The sequence below is a fragment of the Roseovarius sp. ZX-A-9 genome, assembly GCF_028369135.1.
In the GTDB taxonomy this organism is placed as follows: domain Bacteria; phylum Pseudomonadota; class Alphaproteobacteria; order Rhodobacterales; family Rhodobacteraceae; genus Roseovarius.
Genome location: NZ_JAPWHW010000038.1, coordinates 1 through 20,870 on the forward strand (window position 1 = coordinate 1; position 20,870 = coordinate 20,870).

Annotated in this window: 19 protein-coding genes and 1 pseudogene; 7 read left to right on the plus strand and 13 right to left on the minus strand. The window is 59.8% G+C overall.

All coding sequences use genetic code 11. The features are described 5' to 3' along the window. From O3306_RS22505 to O3306_RS21410, 3 genes and pseudogenes are all read right to left on the minus strand, one after another. Positions 1-86 (minus strand): annotated as a pseudogene (locus O3306_RS22505) (NAD(P)(+) transhydrogenase (Re/Si-specific) subunit beta); the annotation flags it as partial. 316 nt (positions 87-402) lie between these two features. Continuing rightward, on the minus strand, positions 403-1,263 hold the full coding sequence (locus tag O3306_RS21405; RefSeq protein ID WP_272011289.1) for a carbon-nitrogen hydrolase family protein: 861 nt from the start codon (positions 1,261-1,263) through the stop codon (positions 403-405). 49 nt (positions 1,264-1,312) lie between these two features. Continuing rightward, on the minus strand, positions 1,313-2,410 hold the full coding sequence (locus tag O3306_RS21410) for a C45 family autoproteolytic acyltransferase/hydolase (RefSeq protein WP_272011291.1): 1,098 nt from the start codon (positions 2,408-2,410) through the stop codon (positions 1,313-1,315). Between the two features lie 138 nt (positions 2,411-2,548). On the opposite strand from O3306_RS21410, the gene O3306_RS21415 reads away from it, so the two are divergent. Then, positions 2,549-2,896: a hypothetical protein gene (locus tag O3306_RS21415; RefSeq protein ID WP_272011294.1), complete on the plus strand. Its 348-nt coding sequence runs from the start codon at positions 2,549-2,551 to the stop codon at positions 2,894-2,896. Positions 2,897-2,902: 6 nt separating this feature from the next. On the opposite strand, the gene O3306_RS21420 is transcribed toward O3306_RS21415, so the two are convergent. The 4 genes from O3306_RS21420 to O3306_RS21435 all read right to left on the minus strand — a co-directional run bounded on the left by O3306_RS21420 (position 2,903) and on the right by O3306_RS21435 (position 6,874). After that, entirely contained in the window at positions 2,903-4,357 is a 1,455-nt protein-coding gene (locus O3306_RS21420; RefSeq protein WP_272011296.1) for a biotin carboxylase, read from the minus strand. 506 nt (positions 4,358-4,863) lie between these two features. Beyond that, a complete protein-coding gene (locus O3306_RS21425; protein WP_272011299.1) occupies positions 4,864-5,937 on the minus strand; it encodes a hypothetical protein in 1,074 nt (357 codons plus the stop codon). After that, positions 5,938-6,291 (minus strand): carboxymuconolactone decarboxylase family protein, encoded by a 354-nt coding sequence (locus O3306_RS21430; protein ID WP_272011301.1) that lies wholly within the window; start codon positions 6,289-6,291, stop codon positions 5,938-5,940. A 4-nt stretch (positions 6,292-6,295) separates the two neighbouring features. Then, positions 6,296-6,874: a carboxymuconolactone decarboxylase family protein gene (locus tag O3306_RS21435; RefSeq protein ID WP_272011303.1), complete on the minus strand. Its 579-nt coding sequence runs from the start codon at positions 6,872-6,874 to the stop codon at positions 6,296-6,298. A gap of 144 nt (positions 6,875-7,018) precedes the next feature. Between O3306_RS21435 and O3306_RS21440 the strand changes: the two genes are divergently transcribed. The 6 genes from O3306_RS21440 (at position 7,019) to O3306_RS21465 (ending at position 11,823) form a co-directional block, all read left to right on the plus strand. After that, positions 7,019-7,951: a LysR substrate-binding domain-containing protein gene (locus tag O3306_RS21440; RefSeq protein WP_272011305.1), complete on the plus strand. Its 933-nt coding sequence runs from the start codon at positions 7,019-7,021 to the stop codon at positions 7,949-7,951. An 80-nt stretch (positions 7,952-8,031) separates the two neighbouring features. Continuing rightward, a complete protein-coding gene (locus O3306_RS21445; RefSeq protein ID WP_272011308.1) occupies positions 8,032-9,054 on the plus strand; it encodes an aromatic ring-hydroxylating dioxygenase subunit alpha in 1,023 nt (340 codons plus the stop codon). A 170-nt stretch (positions 9,055-9,224) separates the two neighbouring features. After that, entirely contained in the window at positions 9,225-10,052 is an 828-nt protein-coding gene (locus O3306_RS21450) for a transporter substrate-binding domain-containing protein (RefSeq protein ID WP_272011310.1), read from the plus strand. A gap of 32 nt (positions 10,053-10,084) precedes the next feature. Beyond that, a complete protein-coding gene (locus O3306_RS21455; protein ID WP_272011313.1) occupies positions 10,085-10,273 on the plus strand; it encodes a hypothetical protein in 189 nt (62 codons plus the stop codon). Continuing rightward, complete coding sequence (locus O3306_RS21460) at positions 10,270-11,040, plus strand: amino acid ABC transporter ATP-binding protein (RefSeq protein WP_272011316.1); 771 nt, start codon at positions 10,270-10,272, stop codon at positions 11,038-11,040. Before O3306_RS21455 ends, O3306_RS21460 begins: the two co-directional genes overlap by 4 nt. Positions 11,041-11,052: 12 nt before the next feature. Then, complete coding sequence (locus tag O3306_RS21465) at positions 11,053-11,823, plus strand: amino acid ABC transporter permease (RefSeq protein ID WP_272011318.1); 771 nt, start codon at positions 11,053-11,055, stop codon at positions 11,821-11,823. A 337-nt stretch (positions 11,824-12,160) separates the two neighbouring features. Here O3306_RS21465 and O3306_RS21470 read toward each other — a convergent pair whose 3' ends face one another. The 6 genes from O3306_RS21470 to pbfA all read right to left on the minus strand — a co-directional run bounded on the left by O3306_RS21470 (position 12,161) and on the right by pbfA (position 20,741). Beyond that, complete coding sequence (locus tag O3306_RS21470; protein ID WP_272011320.1) at positions 12,161-14,176, minus strand: putative 2-aminoethylphosphonate ABC transporter permease subunit; 2,016 nt, start codon at positions 14,174-14,176, stop codon at positions 12,161-12,163. Positions 14,177-14,179: 3 nt separating this feature from the next. After that, on the minus strand, positions 14,180-15,307 hold the full coding sequence (locus O3306_RS21475) for a putative 2-aminoethylphosphonate ABC transporter ATP-binding protein (RefSeq protein WP_272011322.1): 1,128 nt from the start codon (positions 15,305-15,307) through the stop codon (positions 14,180-14,182). A 129-nt stretch (positions 15,308-15,436) separates the two neighbouring features. Continuing rightward, the gene (locus tag O3306_RS21480) at positions 15,437-16,456 is read right to left on the minus strand and encodes a putative 2-aminoethylphosphonate ABC transporter substrate-binding protein (protein ID WP_272011324.1); all 1,020 of its coding nucleotides are present in this window, start codon (positions 16,454-16,456) and stop codon (positions 15,437-15,439) included. A 336-nt stretch (positions 16,457-16,792) separates the two neighbouring features. Beyond that, positions 16,793-18,478, minus strand: a complete 1,686-nt coding sequence (locus tag O3306_RS21485) for a Na/Pi cotransporter family protein (protein WP_272011327.1) — start codon at positions 18,476-18,478, stop codon at positions 16,793-16,795. Positions 18,479-18,543: 65 nt separating this feature from the next. Next, positions 18,544-19,389: a DMT family transporter gene (locus O3306_RS21490; protein ID WP_272011330.1), complete on the minus strand. Its 846-nt coding sequence runs from the start codon at positions 19,387-19,389 to the stop codon at positions 18,544-18,546. Further along, on the minus strand, positions 19,386-20,741 hold the full coding sequence (pbfA, locus tag O3306_RS21495) for a (R)-1-hydroxy-2-aminoethylphosphonate ammonia-lyase (protein ID WP_272011332.1): 1,356 nt from the start codon (positions 20,739-20,741) through the stop codon (positions 19,386-19,388). The genes O3306_RS21490 and pbfA overlap by 4 nt, the downstream gene beginning before the upstream one ends. Positions 20,742-20,870: the final 129 nt, after the last annotated feature.

Here is a 20,870-nt window from a genome sequence, read left to right on the forward strand (position 1 = left end):
ATGACGCTGATGAAGGATCGGTTCATCGCCTTGCACATGATGTAGCTCAGGATCGCGCCCGAGGACCCCACCAGCGCGCCTGTCAACTGGGAATAATTCCGCGAAATTTGCCTGCATTTGTTTGGTGCAATTGATACGGACCTGCCACGGCATCTGCTGGCGTGGCAGCACCTGCAGACGGCCGGACAACCGGGCGCCGCCGTTTAATGAGGTGGGTGGGTACATCTGATCCCACCCCGAAATTTCTACGGAAAAACTGCTTGGCAGCCATAGGAAATGGATCGGCCTAAAGAGCCGTGCGCGCGCTGTTAACGACGCGCTTCGGTCCGGTCAGAAACACCGGAAGCCGTGCTTTTCCAGAAAAATCAGCGCTTCACCTAGGTCCCAGTGCCCAAGGGACAGTCAGGTAGTGGGCCGCCCCGGTTTGACCAGCGGGCCGAGGCTGTCCAGGTAGCTGCGGTCGAACTCCGACGCCGGATCGTAGATCGAAAACCGTGCCCGGCTGTCGCGAAAGCTCTTGTGAGGTTGTCCCATGCGCAGGATCCCCTCGCGCCGCTGACGGCGCACCAGTTCGAAATCGACCTCGATGGGTATCATCTCTTCCTGGACGCTACCGCGATGCAGGATCTGGCCGGCGGGGTCGATCACCATGGAATAGCCATTGCCGCCCGCCAGCAACCCATTGATGTGAAAGACATAGCTTTGGAACATCGCCGCTGACCCCTGGGCGATAGCCAGATCGGCGGGACGGTCGATAAAGCTGGCCATCACCGGATTGATGATCACCTCAGCCCCCATCGAGGTCAGCGTGCGCGTCACCTCGGGGAACCACAGATCATAGCAGATGGACACGCCAAAGCGCCCTACCCCCGGAACGTCGAACACGCAGAATTCCTCGCCCGCCGTCACGCCCTCTTCATACGGGGTAAAGGGGAACAGCTTGCGATATCGGGTTACGATTTCGCCGGCCGGATTGAAGACCGGCGTCGTATTGAAAACATGCTCACCGCTCTGTTCGAAATAGCTGCCGGGAACCAGCCAGCAATCATGGCGGCGGGCAAGTTCTGCCAGTTGCTGTTCGATCGACCCGCCGATGGGCTGGGCCGCGGCCCTGTCCGGCCCATGCGGGGCAAGTTCGCTAAAGACCACCATCTGTACCCACGGATAGAGATGAAACAGGATTTCCATGCGCTTCTGCATCTCGGCAATGTTGTTGTGCATAGTGATATGCATCTGGATGCCGGCAATCGAAAAACGGGACATTTCTTCTCCTGGGGGATTTAGGAAAGATGTATTCGGGAGCTTTGCGGCCTCAACAATTGCTGTGACTATGCTGATGGCCAGACCCCGGCAGGTCCGGGCGGCCCTGCGCCGGGGCGGCGCTGTCGGTTTTCAGGCTCTTTGCCGATCTGTAGGCCACACTGCGAGACCCTGCGGCAGAAAAATGGACCATGCGTTCACGCCGGTCGACCGCGTCCAGTTGCCACTCATCGCGCGTGCCATCCATCCAGACCAGCGAAACCGAGCGCGCCAAGGGGCGATACACAGCCGTGTAAACGGTGCCGAATCCGCGGTCATATCCGGTACTGGCAAGCGGGCTGGTCAGAAATTCGCCCAGCAACCGATCAGCGGTCATTGTCGGATCGCGGAACAGCTCCTCCAGGTGGTCTGCACGGCCCTGGGTGTTTGAAAACCGTCCATGGCGCGACCACTCGACACCGATCTGGTGATTGGTGGCAAACGGCGAATGAGTGACAATCGCCGGGCGGTCGGGTGCCAGAAAGACCGTCGCCCAAGCGCCCGACACATCCGCCACCGTGACGTTATAGGACATATGGCAGGGCACGCTGCGCAGTGCCTCGACCGCTTGTTGCACGTCCACGCACATTTCCAGCACGTACCGGATGATCATCGGGATGCCGAAGCCGGCGGCGCTGACCACGCGGCCCCCGAATGTCAGCGACGCCACAAGACCCGCATCGTTCATGCCATCTGCAAGGCCCACCATTCCCTCGACCATGCCCACGACGCGGCGTCCCCGCCACTTTGTCGACAACAGCGTGGATTCGTTCAGTTTTGGGTCCAGATCGTAATTGCGGATCAGTTGCGGACCGTCGGCATCTACGATCACCGCCTGCGAACAATTGACCAGATATCGCGGCGGCGACCAGAAGCTGAGAAACAGGGCAATGTCGTCATCATCGCCGCATGTTTCGACCCATTTATCCCAAAGCGTTTCAAACTCGGGCATATGACGGCGCAGCGCGAGGCGTGCATCGCGCAGATCGGTTGCACCAATCGTATGGCGTTTGCGCATCCAGTCAGACCAACCCGGCCAGCCATGCGAAAACACCTGCCGCAATGCGTCAGCGGGTGCATCTTCTGCAAGGCTTCTGAAATTGAGTTTCATGATGTGTCCGTGGATATCCGGCAAAACTGATACGTGAGTCGTGCGCGAAGCTTTCCTTAACAGGCATCTAGCAAGAAGCACCATAGCGCATGGTGTAGTGATATTGACATGGGGCGGCATGATGTCAAGATTGCCACCATGCTCCAGTCGCCCGTCCCAAACGGCACGATCCGTCAGACCGACATCCCCATGTTGGTCGCGAGTTATCGGATTACGCAGTATCCCACCATCGTGCGCGTGCGCCGCACGGTACAGGGCGGCGGGTTTGGCGATCAGGATCGCATCCCCTATACATGGACGGTATTTTTTCTGGTCGATGGCCAGTGGATGTCACTGGAAAGCGCGCGCGGCATGCGGCGCGAATGGGGCAGTCTGGACAAGCTTGAAATCTGGCTGCGCGGTCAGGGATTCGCCTTTTTCTGGGTGAGAAACGATATCGACGCGGTCGGAGTGCCGGGCGAAGAGACTGATTGCCCCCCGCCCTAGCAATTTTCAGAACCATTTACCGGCGGTCATATCCGCTGGCATGGCGACTTCGGTGGTGGTGGTCAAAGGCACGCTTTTGAACTCTGCCTTGATCGCACTGTTCCACTGCTTGGCGCGTTCCAGCAGTTGCCGGTCATCCGATTGCATCCGGCCACGTGCCAGGATGCAGCCCAGATCGGCACCGTGGTAACAGTATTCTCCGACCCCGTAGACCCGCAGATAGAACGCTTCGTGCTCGTCACCGAGCGCGTTGATATTGTGGCCTGCTCGCTGAAACGTGATCGCCCCGGCATCGTCCATCGCCCAGATCCCCGACCGGGGGGCCTGTGTGATCAGCTCGACCTTGTCCTCGGTCTGCTTGAGGATCAGTTGGGTCCAGTAATCATAGTGGTTCCAGCGACTCTGGATTTCCGCGATGTCGATTTCATAATCGACGTCCATGAATTCCAGCAGATGGAACAGGAACATCGGGCACCCGCCATAGGTCGAGGTGATCAGGTTGGTGGGCGGCGATGCCCCTGAAACCCGTGGGTTCAACTCGCCCAGGTAGACCTCGTTGGTGTCGGTATCGAGCAGAAAGTCGGTGCAGAACACCCCCTTGTAGCCCTCTTTATACAGTTGATCGCCCAGCTTACGCGCCATCTCGCGCACCTTGTCCGGCACGCCCTCGGGCAAAATTGCAGGCGACACATCATTGCCGCACCAACCACCCTTGTAAGGCGTGATTTCCTCGAAACCGGTAATATCGGTCATCACCGGACCGACCAGCGTGCCATGCCGCGTAGCGCAGCCTTCGATGGTGCCCGGCAGGTGATTGAGGCGCTTCATCACCTTCAGTTTCTCACCGATGATCTTGCTGGAAAACTTGTCCCAATCGGCCTCGGATTTGATGAAGAACGTGGTACGGCCACTGTCGCCATAAGGGGTCTGAACGACCAGATCCTTGCCCAGCTTGGCACTGGCGGCGAGCTTGTTGAGCTTGGCATAGCTATCGGCTTCGCCCATCACGTTGGGCGCGCTTTCAACACCGGCTTCGTTGCCCAGGCGGGTGGTCTCGATCTTGCTGTCCAACCGGTGGCGCAGCTCGTTCGAGGGCAGCGCAATCTTGAGGCCGATTTCCTCGCACAGTTCCTCGGTCTTTTCATCGAACATGACAAAAACCGCCAACCCCGGATCGCGTTGTTTCACCCGATCCCGGAATTCGGGATGGTCGACCAGATAGTTACCGACATCTTCCATCGACTGGAAAACCGGCGCGCCAATCTGCGTCGGCTTGAACACCCGAGGGTGCTGCCCGTCAAACACGTCAAAGTAATTCACGAACTCGAGACCGCCGACCCATTGGTCCAGCCCCATCAGGTTGAAAGGCGTCGGCATGACGACATAAATCGGCGTCTTGTTGCGCCTCAGGTAACGATAGATTTCGGTCAGACCGGTTAGCTTTTCTTTAGTCCTGGTCATCGTTGGCTGTCTCCTGTTGGTTCTTTTTGTTGGCGCAAAGGCGCGTGGTCGGCTCACGCAGATGGGCCTTGTTGGCGTATGGTCCGAAGAGGATGCACATGTTTTCTCTGGCCGGTGCACATCCCCCCTTTCGTCAACTCATTTTCAGGCTATCTGGTTTCAAACGAGAGGTCACTTTTCATTTATTACGCTCAGGCACCTCGCAGAGATATTTCCAGCACCCCAAAACGCCATCTGCATTATCATCATTACCCACAACATAGAACATGATGTGAAAATGCCTACAAGCCTCGGAGATGGGACCGCCCTCAAGTGCACAATTTGGAAGATTTGCGCGTGCGAGGCCTACCTGCTTACATCGCGCGCCACAGGCCTGCGGTTCCTCACAAGAAAACGGGGCCGAAATCGGCCCCATCATCAAGCAATTCGGAAAGACCGCAAATCGGCACTGTGGCGGGCCTGCAAATCCTCAAAGCTTCGGCCCAGTGCCCGCGCAACGCTCCGCGCTACAGCCCGATGGCCATTTCCGGTGCGGCAAACAGCTGCCGGACCTCCGCAAACGCGTTCAGCACATGCATCGCTTGCGGCAACCGCTCGGGGTAAAAGACACCGTTCTCCCACAACCGGATGCCGTCGACCTCGATTGTCGGGTCGATCACATTCCAGCAAATCTCGCCGGGGGGCTGTGCCCCGCAGGTGTGAAAATGCAAAATCCTTGGATTGCCAAAGGCAGAGCCGCTCCACCGTTCTGGCGTGTTTTCAACGGTGTCGGTATAGGCACATCCCGGATGGATCCCCGCGTGCCATGAATGCACGACGTTTCGATCCAGCCCGTAGCGCGCCGAAACTTCGTCATAATGCGCGTTCGCTTGCGCCACGCCGCGGGCGTTGCCCGTGAACTCGGTCAGTCGGCCATCATACATTTCCGCAAATGTGCCTTCGTCCAGACGCGTATAAAAGGTATCGTAATAGCGCGATCCGGTTCCGATCAGAAAATCCGGCAAGGCCACGCGCCCGGAAAATTGCCCCGCCGGAACCGGCGAGAAGACAGACAGCGGAAACCGCGCGCAGGTGGTATCCTTGGGGATCGCCCCGCTGGGGGCCCAGCCGGACAGATGCGTGCCGCGCGCGCAGGTGATCGTGATCCGCGCCGCGCTGAACAGTGCCGCGTCCACCGCGTCCTTCAGCGCGGTGAATGCTTCGTAAGGCACGGTGCCAAAATCCGAATTCAACATCTCGGCATCCAGCGCATAGCATTGCACCATCCGCGCCCGGCCCGGCGCATCATCAAACCGCAGTTGATCGCCGATACGCGCCAGCGAGATCAGCACATCCGCCTCTTGCATCCGGGACAACAGCGCCTCGGGGACCTGGCGCGCCTCCGGTGCAAACGCGACTTCAATGCGTTCCACCCGTGCGCCCAGTTGGGTCAGCGCGTCGATGATGCACGGCGCCAGATCCGCGCCGTAATAGCCCAGATCAGGCGATTCAACAGCGACCAGCACATGTTCGCCGGGCACGACACGCGCACAATTGGCGATCAGGTTCAGCGCGCCGGGATTGATCGCCGCCTGCGTCAATCATTCATCCCCGTCGCGGTCAGCAGCGAACTGGTCGAACGCTTCCAGCGCCTTGGCACCATAGGTGATCCCCGGCCCTGCGCCCATATAGGCGGCCATTTCCAGTGTCTCGATGATTTCATCCCGGCTTGTTCCCAGACGCACCAGCGAACGGACATGGAAGCCGATACAGCTTTCGCAACGGGTCGTGATCGCGATCCCGAGCGCGACCAGCTCCTTGGTTTTTTCATCCAGCGCGCCATTCTTCTTGGCGGCGCGCGACATGGTGCCATAGCCCTTGGCCATCTCCGGTGCGACCTTGGTCAGTGTGCCAATCCGTTTTTCAGTTTCACCAAGGAATGCTTTCCAGTCCATCGTCTCAATCCTTCTTGTAATAGCCCACGACGTCGCCATCAGTGCTGACGCCCAGCCCATTGAGCAGACGATTGACGTAGTTGAAATAGCCAATGATCTGGTTGGCTTCGAGAATCTCGCCATCATCCAGCCCGGCGCTACGCAGCGCCTCGACATCTTCCCGGCACATGTCACCGGGGCGCAGCGTCAATTTTTCGGCATAGAGCATCAGCGCCAGTTCACGGCCCTCGAACACATCCTGCGAGCGGCGCGCATCAAGAGCGGCACGGATCTCTTCTGCCCGGGCGACATCCCCGATGAGATGCGCAGCATTCGCCCAGTGGTTGGCCAGCGAATAAGGACAATTGTTCAGGATCGACACCCAGGAGCTGACGACCTCCTGCAACCATGTTGGAATGGTGTTGGCCGCGTCATGCAGCACCGCACGGTAGAGCACGACATGCCCGCGCATCGTGCTGGGCCGGTGCGAATGCACCCGCATCACGTTGTCCACCGTCCCATGCGGGGTTTGCGCCAGATCCAGCGCAGCGCGCAGCTCAGGCCCCGCCTCTTCATCGGGGATCATGCTGATCCAGGCTGTCATGTGACGCGCTCCTCTAGAAATCGGTGACAATCCTGCGAACCCCGGCGCGCGGGCCGGGACACATGGGCAGGTTGGGCGACTGTCCTGACCTGAGGCGCGCATTTCAATTGCAAAGGTGTAACGTATATCATTAGAAATCATAATATGATCAGGAACCTGCCATTTACCTCTCTCCGCAGCTTCGAGAGCGTTGCACGCTTGGGCAGCTTCAGCCGCGCGGCGGAGGAAATGAACGTCACGCAAAGCGCCATCAGCCAACACGTCAAGGCGCTGGAGGAATGGACGGGGTGCCCCCTGCTGCATCGCAGCCGCGCTGGCAGCAAGCCGACCATCGACGGCGAAGCGCTGGCGACGGCCATTGCAGCAGGTCTGGGGCAGATATCGGACATCTGCACACAATTGCAGAGCCGCAATGCCCGCGATGCGCCGATCATCCTGTCCAGCCTGCCCGGCTTTTCGGTGAACTGGCTGTTTCCGCGGTTGATCCACTTTGACCAGGCCAACCCGGATCTGTCGGTATCAATCCATACCAACACCTCCGGCGGCGACCTAGTGGTCGGCAACTGCGATCTGTCGATCCGCTACGGCCTTGGGAATTATCGTGGCATGCATGTGGAAAAGCTGCTGTCCGAGACACTTACCCCGGTCTGCGCCCCGTCCCTGCTGGCCCAAGGGCACCCGCTGGAGACAGCCGCGGATCTGGCGCATCATACATTGCTGATAGACGACATTTCCGATCTGGGGGGTGAGCCGCCCACATGGTCATACTGGGCAGAGCGCGCGGGCGTCGTGCTTCCCAAACCGGCCAACACCCGGAGGTTCGGCCAATCCAACATGGTTGTGCAGGCCGCGATCGAAGGCTACGGCGTGGCCTTGGGGCGCTCGCCGCTGGTTCAGGATTCACTGGCCAGTGGCGCGCTGGTTGCCCCGCTGCCGCATCAGGTTCCGTCGCAATACGCCTATTGGTTCGTCTGCCGGAAGCACGCGTTGCGCACCCCGCGTCTGCGTCTGTTTCGCGACTGGCTGTTTGAAGAGGCCGCAGCGCAGCCCTCGCTTGAAATATATCAACCCAGCTAATGCATGGCATAACCTCTTGACGATTGAACAATGCCCGCGCAGGCCCGCATTGTGACAAAGTGCAGGATTGGACTCATGATATGTTTCTAAGAAATTGCTGGTATGTCGCCGGGTGGAGCGCCGAATTTGGCCGCCACCTTCAGACGGCAACCATCCTTGGCGATGAAATCGTCATCTACCGCAAGGCAGACGGCACGGCAGCCGCATTGCAAGATGCATGCCCGCACCGCAAACTGCCGCTATCGCAGGGAAACCTGCGGGGTGATACGGTTGAATGCGGCTATCACGGCCTGACATTCAATTGCAAAGGGGCCTGTGTCGCCGCGCCCACGCAACCCGACAACATCCCCAAACGCGCTGTTGTTCGCTCCTACCCTGTCGTGGATCGCTACCGGTTGCTCTGGATCTGGATGGGCGATGCGGACAAGGCCGATCCCGACCTGATCCTGAACATCGAGAATTTCGAGAACCCCGACTGGGGCTATACCGATGGCGGCGCGATGGACATCGCCTGCAACTACCTGTGGGTATGTGACAACCTGCTGGACCCCAGCCATGTCGCCTGGGTGCATGTGTCCTCCTTTGCGGGTGCAGGCACGGACAGCGAGCCGCTGAACGTGTCCCGGCACGCGGGCGGCGTTCTGGTCCACCGATGGATCATGAACTGCGCGCCCAGCCCTTATTACGCACCGTTGGTCAAGTTCGACGGCCCCTGCGACCGGTTGCAGCATTACGAGATGCTCTACCCCGGCATCGGGCTGAACAAGTCGATCTACACCCCCGCGGGCACCGGCGGCGAAGGCTCTGTTCCGGTCGACCAGACATATATCAACATCTCGTATAATTTCATGACCCCGATCGACGAAGACAATACGCGCTACTTCTGGTTTCAGCACCGCAACACCGACGGTCAGGACAAGGCGATATCAGAGCGGATGAATGCCGGCGCGCGCATAGCGTTTGAAGAAGACCGCGCTGTTTTGGTCAAGGTTCACGAAGGCATGAAACGCGCGGACACACCCGCGCTGGATCTTGGGCTGGATGCCGGGGCCAAATTATTCCGAAGCGGGCTCGCAAAACTTATCGAGGCGGAAACGACGTAAAACATCGCCAAATCTCTGCCTCGCGCACTTTCTCTCGACAAAGATGACGGTTTTGAGTTGCCAGCATCCGCGTCATGACCGCACAAAGGGTGGCCAGCCAAAGATCGCGCAATATATTCAAGCGGGCCTCGCATCGAACAAGGCCGCATATCCAACCTGGAGGGAAAGACATGAAACATAACAGACGGACCGCGCTGATCGGCGCAATGGTCGGATTGGTCGGTTTTGCCGCCACGCTGACAGGCACAGCAAGCCAAGCGCAGGATGCAACGGCAGATTCTCTGCTCAACGAAATCCAGCAGCGCGGTGTTCTGCGGGTCGGCACCACCGGCGATTACTTCCCCATGTCTTTCCGCGAAGTGGGCAAGGATGAATTCGTCGGGCACCAGATCGACGCCGCACGCGAGATGGCCAAGGATCTGGGCGTCGAGGTGGAGTTTGTCACCACCGAATGGAAAACCATGATCACCGGCATTCAGGCCGGCCGCTACGACATCGCCATGAGCGGCACCTCGATGAGCCTGTCGCGTGCCAAGGTGGTCGGGATGAGCACACCGTGGGGCATCAACGGTTTCGTGCCCGTGGTCCTGAAGCAAAACGCCGATCAGTATTCTTCCTGGGATGATCTCAACAGCCCTGACCGCACGGCCGGTGTCACGCTGGGCACCACGATGGAGGACTACATCCGCGCCGAACTGCCCAACGCCAAGATGCGCCGGGTCGAGAGCCCCGGAACCGGCTGGCAGGAAGTGCTCGCTGGCCGCTCGGACTATACGGTGACGACGCTGATCGAGGCATCGGGCCTTCAAAAACGCTATGACCAGATTCAGATGATCTTCCCAGAGCAGTCGCGCGCCGCACTGCCAATGGCCTTTCTGACGCCCATTGATGATCAGATCTGGCTCAACTACGTCAACAACTGGATCCTGCTGAAAAAGCAAGCCGGGTACTTTGACACGCTCAACGAAAAATGGGGCGTTGTCCTGCTGAAGGACTGACCGGCATCGACGTGAGGCAAGGAGCCAAAGCAATGAATTCGAAGATCGAAACCAGTTCTCCCGGCAACCTCCGGGAGATCGAGCAGCGCCATTCGCGCGGCAAGAGCGGCGGTAGCGTTTTCGAAACCTGTCTCACGTCCCCGTCCGAACCGCACGGGTCGAGCATCGACAAGCGCGATCTCAAAGTCCGGACCCTGCGCTGCCACAAGGCGTTTCGATGAGCGGCGCAGCGCAGGCGGCCCCGCAGGACGCCAAACCGGTGGTCCAACTCATCGCCGTCGAAAAGCGCTTTGGCGACTACACGGCGCTCAAGAATATCAACCTTGAGGTCCGAAGTGGCGAAAAGGTGATCATCTGCGGCCCTTCCGGATCGGGCAAATCCACGCTGATCCGCTGCATCAACCGGTTAGAGCAGCACGACGCCGGGCAGATCATCGTCGACGGCATCGAGATGAGTGACGACACACGCAACCTGGCGACCATCCGAAGCGAGGTCGGCATGGTGTTCCAGCAGTTCAACCTCTTTCCGCATATGAGCGTTCTGGACAATCTGGCGCTGGCCCCGATGCGGGTACGCGGCCTCAGCCGCGCCGAGGCCGAAAAAACCGCGCTCGCGCTGCTGGAACGTGTGCGCATCCCCGAACAGGCCAAAAAATACCCCGCGCAATTGTCCGGCGGGCAGCAACAACGTGTCGCCATCGCCCGTGCCTTGTGCATGAAGCCGCGCGTGCTGCTTTTTGACGAGCCGACATCGGCGCTCGATCCCGAAATGATCAGCGAGGTCCTGGACGTGATGGAAGAACTGGCGCGCGAAGGCATGACCATGATCTGCGTCACCCACGAGATGGGCTTTGCCCGCAAGGTGGCCGATACGATGGTGTTCATGGATCAGGCCCAGATCGTGGAGAAGGCCCCGACCGAGGATTTCTTTCGTGGCGCCCAGAACCCCCGCACGCAGTCATTTCTCGACCAGATTTTGTCACACTGAAGGGACGCCACAATGTCACTGCGTCTGAAACCACTCTTGCCTTTGCTGGCCCTGCTTTTCCTCGCGGGGTGCGGGGGCGGCAATTACACTTGGGGCTGGCATGTGGTCTCGCCCTTCGACACGCGCGGGCTGAGCAATCTGCAATTCCTGATGAACGGCGTCTATTCGACGATCTCGGTGGCCCTCGTCTCGATCACGCTTTCTGTCATGCTGGGGCTGATCTTTGCCCTGCCCGCCCTATCGTCCAATCGCCTGCTGGCCATCACCAGCCGCATCTACGTCGAATTTTTCCGCGCGGTGCCGATGCTGGTACTGATCCTGTGGGTCTATTACGGCGTGCCGGTGCTGACCGGGCTGCAACTGAGCGTCTTTTTTGCCGGCGTCATTGCGCTGGCGCTGTGCGACAGTGCCTTCGAGGCCGAGATTTTCCGCGCCGGGCTGCAATCCATCGACGCCGGCCAGCGCGAGGCGGCGGATGCGCTGGGGCTGAGCTATATGGACAAGTTGCGCTTCATCATTCTTCCGCAGGCGGTGCGCCGTGTCCTGCCACCGCTGGGCAACCAGTTCGTCTATATGCTCAAGGCGTCATCGCTCTTGTCGGTGATCGGCTATAGCGAGCTGACCCGCCGGGCCAATGAATTGGTCGTCGTTGAATACCGACCGCTGGAAATCTACAGTCTGCTGGTGCTGGAATACCTGGTGCTGATCCTGTTCGCCTCCTGGGGCGTCAGGACACTTGAACGGCGGCTGGCACGCAGTGATCGGGCCGCAGCACGTATCTAAGCCGTGCGGCGCGCGCTATCTGTCCTGCGTGCGCCCCAGATCGCAAATCCGGTTCAACTCGTCCCGGCGCGCGAGCCAGCGCGGTCATGATGGGGGCGCGCGCAACAGTCCCACGATCCCGACGCTGTGCCAACTGGTGCCGGAGGTCAGCATGTGATGCAGCTATACCAGTGTCTGAAAGTCGTCATAGCATGCATAACAGCGGCCACATTTGGGGCGATCATCTGCCATGCTGCCAAGCGATAAAACGACTTGGGGCATCGGCAACCTGACGAGCGGCGGGACCGGCAATTACTTGGCGCGGCTGCCGAAGCGCCGCGCCATCACTGTGCCCGCTCTACCGGCTTCGCCAGGCTTGCGTGCGGCCAACGATCCCACGTGACGCGATCAGGTGAATGATGCGCGCCCCCGCATTGGTGTAGAAGATCATCATGCCCATCGCCGCCGCCGGTGCGATATCGCCCGCGTCGTCCATATTCAGCACCGCAATCGACGCCAGCGCCGTGTCGTGCGAGTAAAGGAACACCACCGCCGAAACCGTCGTCATCGCGTTGACGAACAGATAGATCGAGATATCAAGAATCGCGGGCAGGCAGACCGGCACCGTCACCCGGCTAAAGAGTTTGAGGGTCGGTTGCTTGAGCGAGGCAGAGACGGATTCGAACTCCCGATCCATCTGCTGAAGCGCCGTCGTCGCCGTCAGATGCGACACGGTGTAGAAGTGCGTCACGGTACAGACGACGAGAATCGTCATCGTCCCGTAGATCGCATTCAGCGGGTTGTCCGGGTTGTTGAAGAAAAAGATATAGGCAAGCCCCAGCACCATCCCGGGGATCGCCATGGGCAACATTGCGAACATCTGGAAGATCGTCCGCCCAACGCGAAAACCATTCGACTTCTCAACCAGGTAAGCGCCGAAGAAGATGATAGACGTGCCGATCACCGCCGTCAGCAGCCCTAGCTTGATCGAGTTGAAATAGGCATCCCAGCCGCCGCCATCCATCTTGTCGAACTGAAAGTTGTTCAGACTGAAGCTGAGATCATAGGGCCAGAACTTGACCAGCGCCGCGAACTGGCAGATCGCCAGCATCCCAATCAGGAACACCCCCACGAGGCTGGCATAACCGAACATGATCCAGTCCATGCGCTTGTTCGGCGTGGGCTGATAGGGCACCGAGCGCGCTGAAAGCAGTGCCACCTGTTTGCTTTGGACGAAACGGTCGATCGCAAAGGCCAGGATCGCGGGCAGCACTAGCACCACGGAAACCACTGCGCCCATCTCGAAATTCTGCTGACCAATCACCTGTTTGTAGATATCCACGGCCAGCACGTTGAATTGCCCGCCAATCACCTTCGGCAGGCCGAAATCGGTGATCACGAGGTTGAACACCACGAAGGCCGCCGAGACGAGACCATAGCGCGCGCCCGGGATCGTGACCGTCCAGAAGGTACGCCACGAGGTCGCCTTGAGCGACACCGCCGCCTCGTAGAGGCGCGCATCAGAGATCGCCAGCGCGGTCGATATGATCAGGAACGCGTGCGGAAAGGTGAAGAAGACCGATCCGATCACGATGCCGATGGGGCCGTAGATCGTTCCGCCAAACAGCAGTTCCTTTAGCATGCCCTGATTGCCAAAGAGGTACACCAACGCGATCCCGGGCAGCAGCGACGGCACCAAGATGGGCGCCATCGCGATAAGGCGGAACAACCCCTTGAACCGCATGCAAGAGCGGCTGAGCGCATAAGCGAACCAGAAGGCCAGCGTGACAGTAATGATCGTGCTGATCGTCGCGATCATTACCGAATTCTTGATCGAATTCGACAGCGCAGGGGTCGAGAAATAGGTGGTAAAGTTGCCTAAACCAATATCCTTTGTCGGGCGCAGTTGAACCCGGCGAAAGGTATTGCTGTCCAGTTCCAGCCAGTCGGTGCTGTCATACAGCTTTGAGCCGACCAGAAAACGCCCCTCCTCGTCGAGATTGCGAATGCGGTACTTGACCGGGCTGCGAAAGCTGAAATCGGGAAAGAACTGCGTGACGCCCAGCCTGCCGTCAGACCCGGCAATCAAATCCCGCGCTTTCAGAATATCGCCTGCTTCGTTCAATTCGGCGAATGTGACCGGGTCGCTGAAATTCGTCCCCTCTTCGTCGCTGACCTGAACCTCGAAAGCTGCTAGATTGAACTGATAGGTCGAAAACGATTTCGACAGCATTGCGTAGAGCGGAAACACCATCGTGATCAGCAGATAAAGGGCGATCACGATCATGCTGCCGCGCATGATCAGATCATCGCGCGACAGTTTTCCCTTGACCCGCGGGCCAGCCGGGATGTCGTTGATGCTCACGTCACTCATCGGTCACGCTCCCGGCTTGTCAAAGGCCAGCAGCCGCGACTGTGCCAGTTCGACGGTCATCATGCGCCCAGCCGTCACCTCAAGCCGCCGGACGGCGTTGACGGAAAAATCTGCAATCAATTCGCTTTCCCCGAAACAGTCGTGTTTCAGCCTGCAGCGCCAGAACGAGCCGAGAAACTCCATTTCATCCACCAGCACCTCGAGCACGTTTTCCTCGGTCTGGATCGTGTCGTCGCCGCCAGGCGATCGGGCACCCTCGCCGTGCGGAATAATGTCGTTAGGGCGGACCGTCGCGACGATCTGCGCGCCTCTGGGAAATTCGTGCGGCTGCGATTTCATCGTCACGCCGCCAATCACGACCTCGTCGGCCGCGCCGGCCTGCGCCGGGATCTGGTTCATCTCGCCGATGAAATCCGCAACAAAGAGGGTCCGGGGCGCGCGGTAGATTTCGGTGGGCGATCCGACCTGTTCGATCACGCCGTGGTTCATCACCACGATCCTGTCGGCCATCACCAACGCCTCTTCCTGGTCATGCGTCACCATCACTGTGGTCACACCCAGTTTGCGCTGAAGCTCCTTGATTTCGTGGCGCAGGTGCACGCGCACCTTGGCGTCGAGCGCCGACAGCGGCTCGTCCAGCAGCAAGAGGCCGGGATTGGTCGCGATGGCACGCGCCAGCGCGATACGCTGTTGCTGACCACCCGAAAGCTGCGCGGGGTATTTCCGGCCCTGATCCGGCAGCCCGACGAGTTCCAGCAGGCTGGCGACGCGCTTGTTGATCTCGTCCTTGCTACGGCCGGTATTTTCGAGCCCGAAAGCGATGTTCTTTTCGATCGTGAGGTTTGGAAACAGCGCGTAGGACTGGAACACGATGCCAAAGTCGCGCTCGGACGGTGGCAGGTTCGACACGTCCTGCCCGCCCTGGTAAACGCTGCCCTTGGTTTGCAGGTCCAGCCCCGCGATGGCCCGCAGCAATGTCGTCTTGCCGCAGCCCGAAGGCCCAAGAAAGCAAACGAATTCACCGTCCTCGATATCAAGCGAGATATCTTTCAGCGCCACAAATTTCCCAAAGGCCTTCCAGAGGTTTTCGATCCTCAGATAGGGGCCCGCCCCGTCAGCAGCGTCGCGCACTAATTCATCCTTTTCGCTGGGTGTCAGAGACAGAATAGCCGATCACGATCCTGTCGCGCAGCAAATTCCAGTTTTGGCAGGATGAGGGGCAAACCCACGGCTCGCCCCTCTTTTGCCGTCCGGGCCCTATTACTGGGGATCGGACTTTCCGTCATAGCGGCTCGACCATTCGGACAGAATGCGGTCGCGATTGTTGGCGGCGAACTCGAAATCGTTGTCGATCATCGCATCCAGCAGCCCTTCTGGGAAATGGTCGACCGGCTTGGCAACGCCAGGATAGGCCACCACGGCGTAACCGGTGTTGTACATCACGTTCGCGTCCCTTGTGACCGTGAAATCAACCAGCTTTTGTGCCGCTTCCAGGTTGGCCGTGCCGGCGACGATTGCCGTGGCTTCCATATCCCAGCCGACGCCTTCGGTTGGCACGATGATTTCGATGGGCGCACCGGCGGCCTTGGATTTGGCACCGCGGAAGGCAAAGGAAACGCCGATCGGGATCTCACCCGACGCAGCCAGCTTGCACGGGGCCGAACCGGAATGGGTGTAGCGCGCGATGTTGTTGTGCAGCGCATCCATGTATTCCCAGCCACCTTCTTCACCGAAGATCTGCAGCCAGCTGGACACATCCAAGAAGCCGGTGCCGGACGATGCCGGGTTCGGCATGATCACATGGCCCTCATATTGCGGATCGGTAAGGTCCTGCCACGAGGTCGGCGCCTTGAGGCCCAGCTTCTCGCCTTCGACTGTGTTGTAACACACTGCAGCCACCCAGGCGTCCATACCCACCCAAGCCGGTGGATTGTCACGGTCAACGAACTTCTTGTCGAGATTTTCAACGCCTGCAGGCGCATAAGGCTCCAGCATGCCTTCGGACTTCAGCAGCAGCAGTGATGTTGCGGCCAGGCCCCAGATCACATCCGCCTGCGGATTGTCACGCTCGGCCAGCAGCTTGGCCGTGACGACACCGGTCGAATCTCGCACCCAGTTGATCTTGATGTCCGGGTGGACCTTGTTGAACGTCTCGGCATAGCGCGCCAGATCTTCAGCTTCGACCGCCGTGTAGACCGTCAATTCGGTATCCGCCAGCGCACCTGTCGCAGTCAGCGCCGCGAACGCAACGCTGCTCAGCGCCATTGTAAGTTTCTTCATTTCCCGTCTCCTCTGTTGATTTCAATGCGGGACCGCTCATACGGACCTCTTTGTTCGGCAAAGCTTCTTACAAAGACAACCAAGAAGCCAAATCGATAATTCCTACCAATGTATAATTTTTGCCTATCCACGAATCTTCCCTCCTTCAACTTTGCTCTACCTAGTCTCACCGTGCAACATTCATGTGACATTGCCTCGGCGATCGGCGACGCCAAAGCGCCGCCTGCCCTCCGAACGGGCACACCTGGTGGGATCAGGATAAGAAGAGCGCAGGCTCAGCGCCCCCGGATCAGGGATTTGCGTCCATTTCGTACGTCAGGGCGAAGCCAACGCGCATTAACGCTGCCTGATCTCGATATCGTCGTAATCCTGCTCGATCAGCCGGGTTTCCAACAATTGCCCGCCGCGATGCAGGATCGGATAGGCGGCAGAGGCCATGTAGCTGTTGAAATCCCGCAGGGAACTGACGGTTTCGAGATGAATATCGCTGGAGTCAAAGCTGATCTGCACGCCTTCGCTCAGGCGTTTGAGATGGCGCTTGCGGCTCTTGCGTTCGAGCCGGGCCATTTCGCCCTTTTCCTCGAGCAACAGGCGCGCGCTTTCCAGATCATCGGAAATCAGCAGGTTCGACGCCAGCTCGATATTGGCCTCCACCTGCTCGTGCATGCGGCAAATCTCGGATTGGCCGCTGGGCGAGAACTTGATGCCCTTCTCGTGCTTTTCCTTGGCCAAGGGGATCAGGCGCTTGACCACGATATCGCCTGCGGCCTCGATGGCGATGGCGTATTCGGTCAGCTCGCGCACCCGCTTGCTGTCGCTCTTGGCCAGACCGTCGCTCGGGATGGAAGCCGCATAACGCCGGATATCATCCAGCGCCGTATTCACGAAGTTGTCCTGCGCTATGGCAGTGCGCGCGCGGCCCGCGTCATAGGCCTGGTAAAGGTCCATGACCGGGTGAATCATCGTCTCGACCAGTTGTACCATGCGCAGCACTTCACGCCTGAGGTTGGCAATTGCCAGATGCGGCTTGTCCAGCACCGAATCGTCAAGCGTCGAGCGATACATCGGTGATTGCTCTTCGAATGTGGGAGCATTCAGCGGCAGCAACCGGGCAAAGGGCCGTTCGAGCCTGCTGCAGAAAAACAGCGTCACCAGCAGCAAGAGCGAATTGAACAGGATATGGGCATTGATCAGCGTCTGCGCCGAATCCGGCGCGCCGATATAGGGCAGCAGCCCCAGCCGGTTCACCGCGATGAGCATCAGCACCGCCCCGACCCCGCGCACCGCCAGGTTGGCCGCCGGGATACGGCGAGCGGTGTTGGCCATCCCCCGGGTGAGCCAGACCGGAATCAGCGCACTGCCAAGGTTGGCGCCCAGCACCAGCGAAACCCCCGCCGCGGCGGGGATAGCATCCACGGCAACCAGCGTGACACACATCAGGATGACCGCGACGCTGGAATGCATGATGAATGCCAGAAACGCACCAACAAGGAACGCGGTGACGAAATCCGACACCAGGTAATCGGCGATTGCGGGCAGGAAACTGCTGTCGCGGATCGGGTCCATCGTCTCGCGCAGGAAGCGTAGCGATATCAGGATGAACGCGATCCCGAGGATGATGCGCCCGAACTGGCGCAATCGTCGATTCTCGGACTTGACGAACAATCCGCCGCCGATGGCCAGAAGAACCGGCACCAACCAGTCAAGATTGAACGAAAACACCTGAATGAGCAGGGCCGATCCCAGATCGGCCCCCAGAACGACCGCAAGTCCGACACCGAATGTCACCGCGCTCGCTGCCGAAAACCCCGCCACCAACAGCGCAACCGCGGCCGAACTTTGCAGGATGATCGCCAGCATCAGCCCCGCCAGGGCTGCGCTGAGCGGGTTGCGGTTTTGCGTGACAACCCGCCGAAAGGACGACCCGAACGCGCGTTCGATACCGGTGCGCACCATGCGGACCGCAAAGAGCAGGAGCATGGTCGCGCCCGCCAGTTGTACGAGAAACGAAAGGATCAGCACAGCGGAACCATATTCGCGCCGCCACGGGGGCGGTGCCTATGCGCCGATCGTCTCAACATGCTCCTTCAACTCCCCTTCGATCCGGCAATGACAACAATGCCGCAGCCCACAACGATCGCGGCCGCAATTCTGGCGGCCTTCGGGCCTTCCTGGAACCAGAGCACGCCGATCAGTGCCGCAAAAATCACCGACGTTTCACGCAGCGCCGACACAATACCCAGCGGTGCATACATCTTGGCGATCAACACCAGTCCGTAGGCCGTTCCCGAGACGATACCGCCAAACAGCCCCAACATGAAGGTCCGTCGCGGAACCGCGCGCACACGCTGCCATCTTGTCCCGAATACGAACAACGCGACAAGCGCCTCAGCCGTAAAGAGCCAACCTATATAGGCCACCGGGCTGCCCGACAACCGGACACCGACACCATCGACGATGGAATAGCTGGCGATCGCAATCGCGACGCCGATCGCGGCCATATACCCGACCAGGGGCATTGCCACCGCCTGACGCTGAGTCGCCAGAATCATGATCCCGACCGAGACTGCAAAGATGCCGACCCATGCGGTGACGGGCAGCACCTCGCCCACCCAGAACTGCGCCCCCAGCGCAATCAGGATCGGTGAGAGCCCGCGGGCGATCGGATAGACCACGCTCAGATCTCCAACCCGGTAGGCCGTGTTCAGCAGGATGTAATACCCCCAGTGGATCACCGTCGATGCGATGATGTAGGGGATCGCCGCCGCGCTCACCCCGCCGGATATGATCACCAGCACGATCCCCGGAATGACATGACCCAGCGCGATGAACCCCAGCATCACTGCCTTGTCCCCGGCCCCCTTGACGACGGCATTCCAGAAAGCATGCAGAAACGCGGCAAATAGAACGAGGAGGAAAACTCCGGCGCTCAATTGGCGCAATCCCGAACGGCATCTTCGACGATGCCCAATGCATCATCCAGATCCTGCTGCCGGATCGTCAGCGGCGGCGACAGGGTCAGAACATTTCCGGCGCTGATCTTGAAGCTGAGGCCGCGGGCGAGGCAGGCATAGTAGATTGCCTCGGCCAGTTTCGGGTCCGGCGTGCGCTCCTGACTGTCCGAGACGATCTCGACCCCGAACATCAGGCCCCTGCCCCGAATGTCACCGACACGCGCGTGAGAACCGATGGAATCGTGCAGCCGGTCCATCGCAGCGCGCCCCAGCGTGGCGGACCGCTCTACCAGCCCTTCATCCGCGATGATATCGAGCGTCGTCAGCGCGGCGCGCGCGGTGACCGGGTTTTTTTCGTGGGTATAGTGCCCGATGGCGAAATCGCCGCAGACGTCCAGATCATTACGCGCCACAACGGCGGCAATCGGCAGGATGCCCCCCCCCAGCGCCTTGCCCAGTGTCACGATGTCGGGCGTGATCCCGTCATGCTGAAACGCAAACATTTCGCCCGTCTTGCCCAGACCGGTCGGGATCTCGTCCATGATCAGCAACGCGCCGTGTTTGTGACACGCGGCCTGCACCGCCTTCCAGTAACCGGGCGGCGGCACCACCGGCACGGCGCGCATCGGTTCTGCGATGACAGCGGCCACATCGCCTTCGCGTTGCAGCACGTAGTCCACCATCTTTGCGCAGGCCAGCGCGCAGGTTTCCGGCCCCGGATGACCGTAGGCGCAGTGATAGCAATGGAACGGCGCCACATGCTCGGCCCCGGGCAGCAGCGGCCCGGCGATATGGCTGCGAAACGTCGCCTCGCCGCCAACCGAAGCCGCCCCGAAACCGGCACCGTGGAACGCATCCCAGAAGCTCAGCGTCTTGAAGCGGCCCGTCGCCGCACGCGCGATCTTCAGCGCCACCTCGTTGGCATCCGACCCACCGGTGGTAAAGAGCGTCTTGCCCAGATCACCAGGGGCGATTTCCGCCAACCGCTCGGCCAGGGCCACGGACACATCATTGGTGAAACGCCTTGGCGAGAATGGCAGGCTGTCCAGTTGATCCTTGATCGCAGCGACAAGGCGCGGATGGCCATAGCCGATGTGATGCACCGAATTGCCGTGGAAATCCATGTAGCGGCGTCCGGCCACATCCTCGATCCAGATCCCTTCGGCCCGCGCGATGGTCGCCACGCAGGGGCTCGACAGGCTTTGATGCAGAAACGCGTCCGCATCGCGGCGCAAAAGATCGCGCGCAGCATCGTCGGTCTCGGATGCGGACCATTTCTGGCGGGCTTGGGATGTGTTGGCTTCGCCTTCGGTATGAGCAATCTGGGCCATCGGGCACCTCGCTGAAAAAAGCGGGACTCAGGTTGTGAGCCCCGCAGTTTCGGGAGAATCTGTGGCTTTTGTCAATTGGGCCACGGCAGGGAGTATGTCTTGACGTTGGTAAAGAACTTCATGGCCTCG

What these genes read in the sequence shown, in the direction of transcription:
- O3306_RS21415 (WP_272011294.1), top strand. Translation starts at nt 2,549, where the DNA reads ATGCTCCAGTCGCCCGTCCCAAACGGCACGATCCGTCAGACCGACATC.
- O3306_RS21440 (WP_272011305.1), top strand. Translation starts at nt 7,019, where the DNA reads ATGATCAGGAACCTGCCATTTACCTCTCTCCGCAGCTTCGAGAGCGTT.
- O3306_RS21455 (WP_272011313.1), top strand. Translation starts at nt 10,085, where the DNA reads ATGAATTCGAAGATCGAAACCAGTTCTCCCGGCAACCTCCGGGAGATC.
- O3306_RS21405 (WP_272011289.1), bottom strand. Translation starts at nt 1,263, where the DNA reads ATGTCCCGTTTTTCGATTGCCGGCATCCAGATGCATATCACTATGCAC.
- O3306_RS21480 (WP_272011324.1), bottom strand. Translation starts at nt 16,456, where the DNA reads ATGAAGAAACTTACAATGGCGCTGAGCAGCGTTGCGTTCGCGGCGCTG.
- O3306_RS21450 (WP_272011310.1), top strand. Translation starts at nt 9,225, where the DNA reads ATGAAACATAACAGACGGACCGCGCTGATCGGCGCAATGGTCGGATTG.
- O3306_RS21410 (WP_272011291.1), bottom strand. Translation starts at nt 2,410, where the DNA reads ATGAAACTCAATTTCAGAAGCCTTGCAGAAGATGCACCCGCTGACGCA.
- O3306_RS21465 (WP_272011318.1), top strand. Translation starts at nt 11,053, where the DNA reads ATGTCACTGCGTCTGAAACCACTCTTGCCTTTGCTGGCCCTGCTTTTC.
- O3306_RS21445 (WP_272011308.1), top strand. Translation starts at nt 8,032, where the DNA reads ATGTTTCTAAGAAATTGCTGGTATGTCGCCGGGTGGAGCGCCGAATTT.
- pbfA (WP_272011332.1), bottom strand. Translation starts at nt 20,741, where the DNA reads ATGGCCCAGATTGCTCATACCGAAGGCGAAGCCAACACATCCCAAGCC.
- O3306_RS21430 (WP_272011301.1), bottom strand. Translation starts at nt 6,291, where the DNA reads ATGGACTGGAAAGCATTCCTTGGTGAAACTGAAAAACGGATTGGCACA.
- O3306_RS21420 (WP_272011296.1), bottom strand. Translation starts at nt 4,357, where the DNA reads ATGACCAGGACTAAAGAAAAGCTAACCGGTCTGACCGAAATCTATCGT.
- O3306_RS21435 (WP_272011303.1), bottom strand. Translation starts at nt 6,874, where the DNA reads ATGACAGCCTGGATCAGCATGATCCCCGATGAAGAGGCGGGGCCTGAG.
- O3306_RS21470 (WP_272011320.1), bottom strand. Translation starts at nt 14,176, where the DNA reads ATGAGTGACGTGAGCATCAACGACATCCCGGCTGGCCCGCGGGTCAAG.
- O3306_RS21460 (WP_272011316.1), top strand. Translation starts at nt 10,270, where the DNA reads ATGAGCGGCGCAGCGCAGGCGGCCCCGCAGGACGCCAAACCGGTGGTC.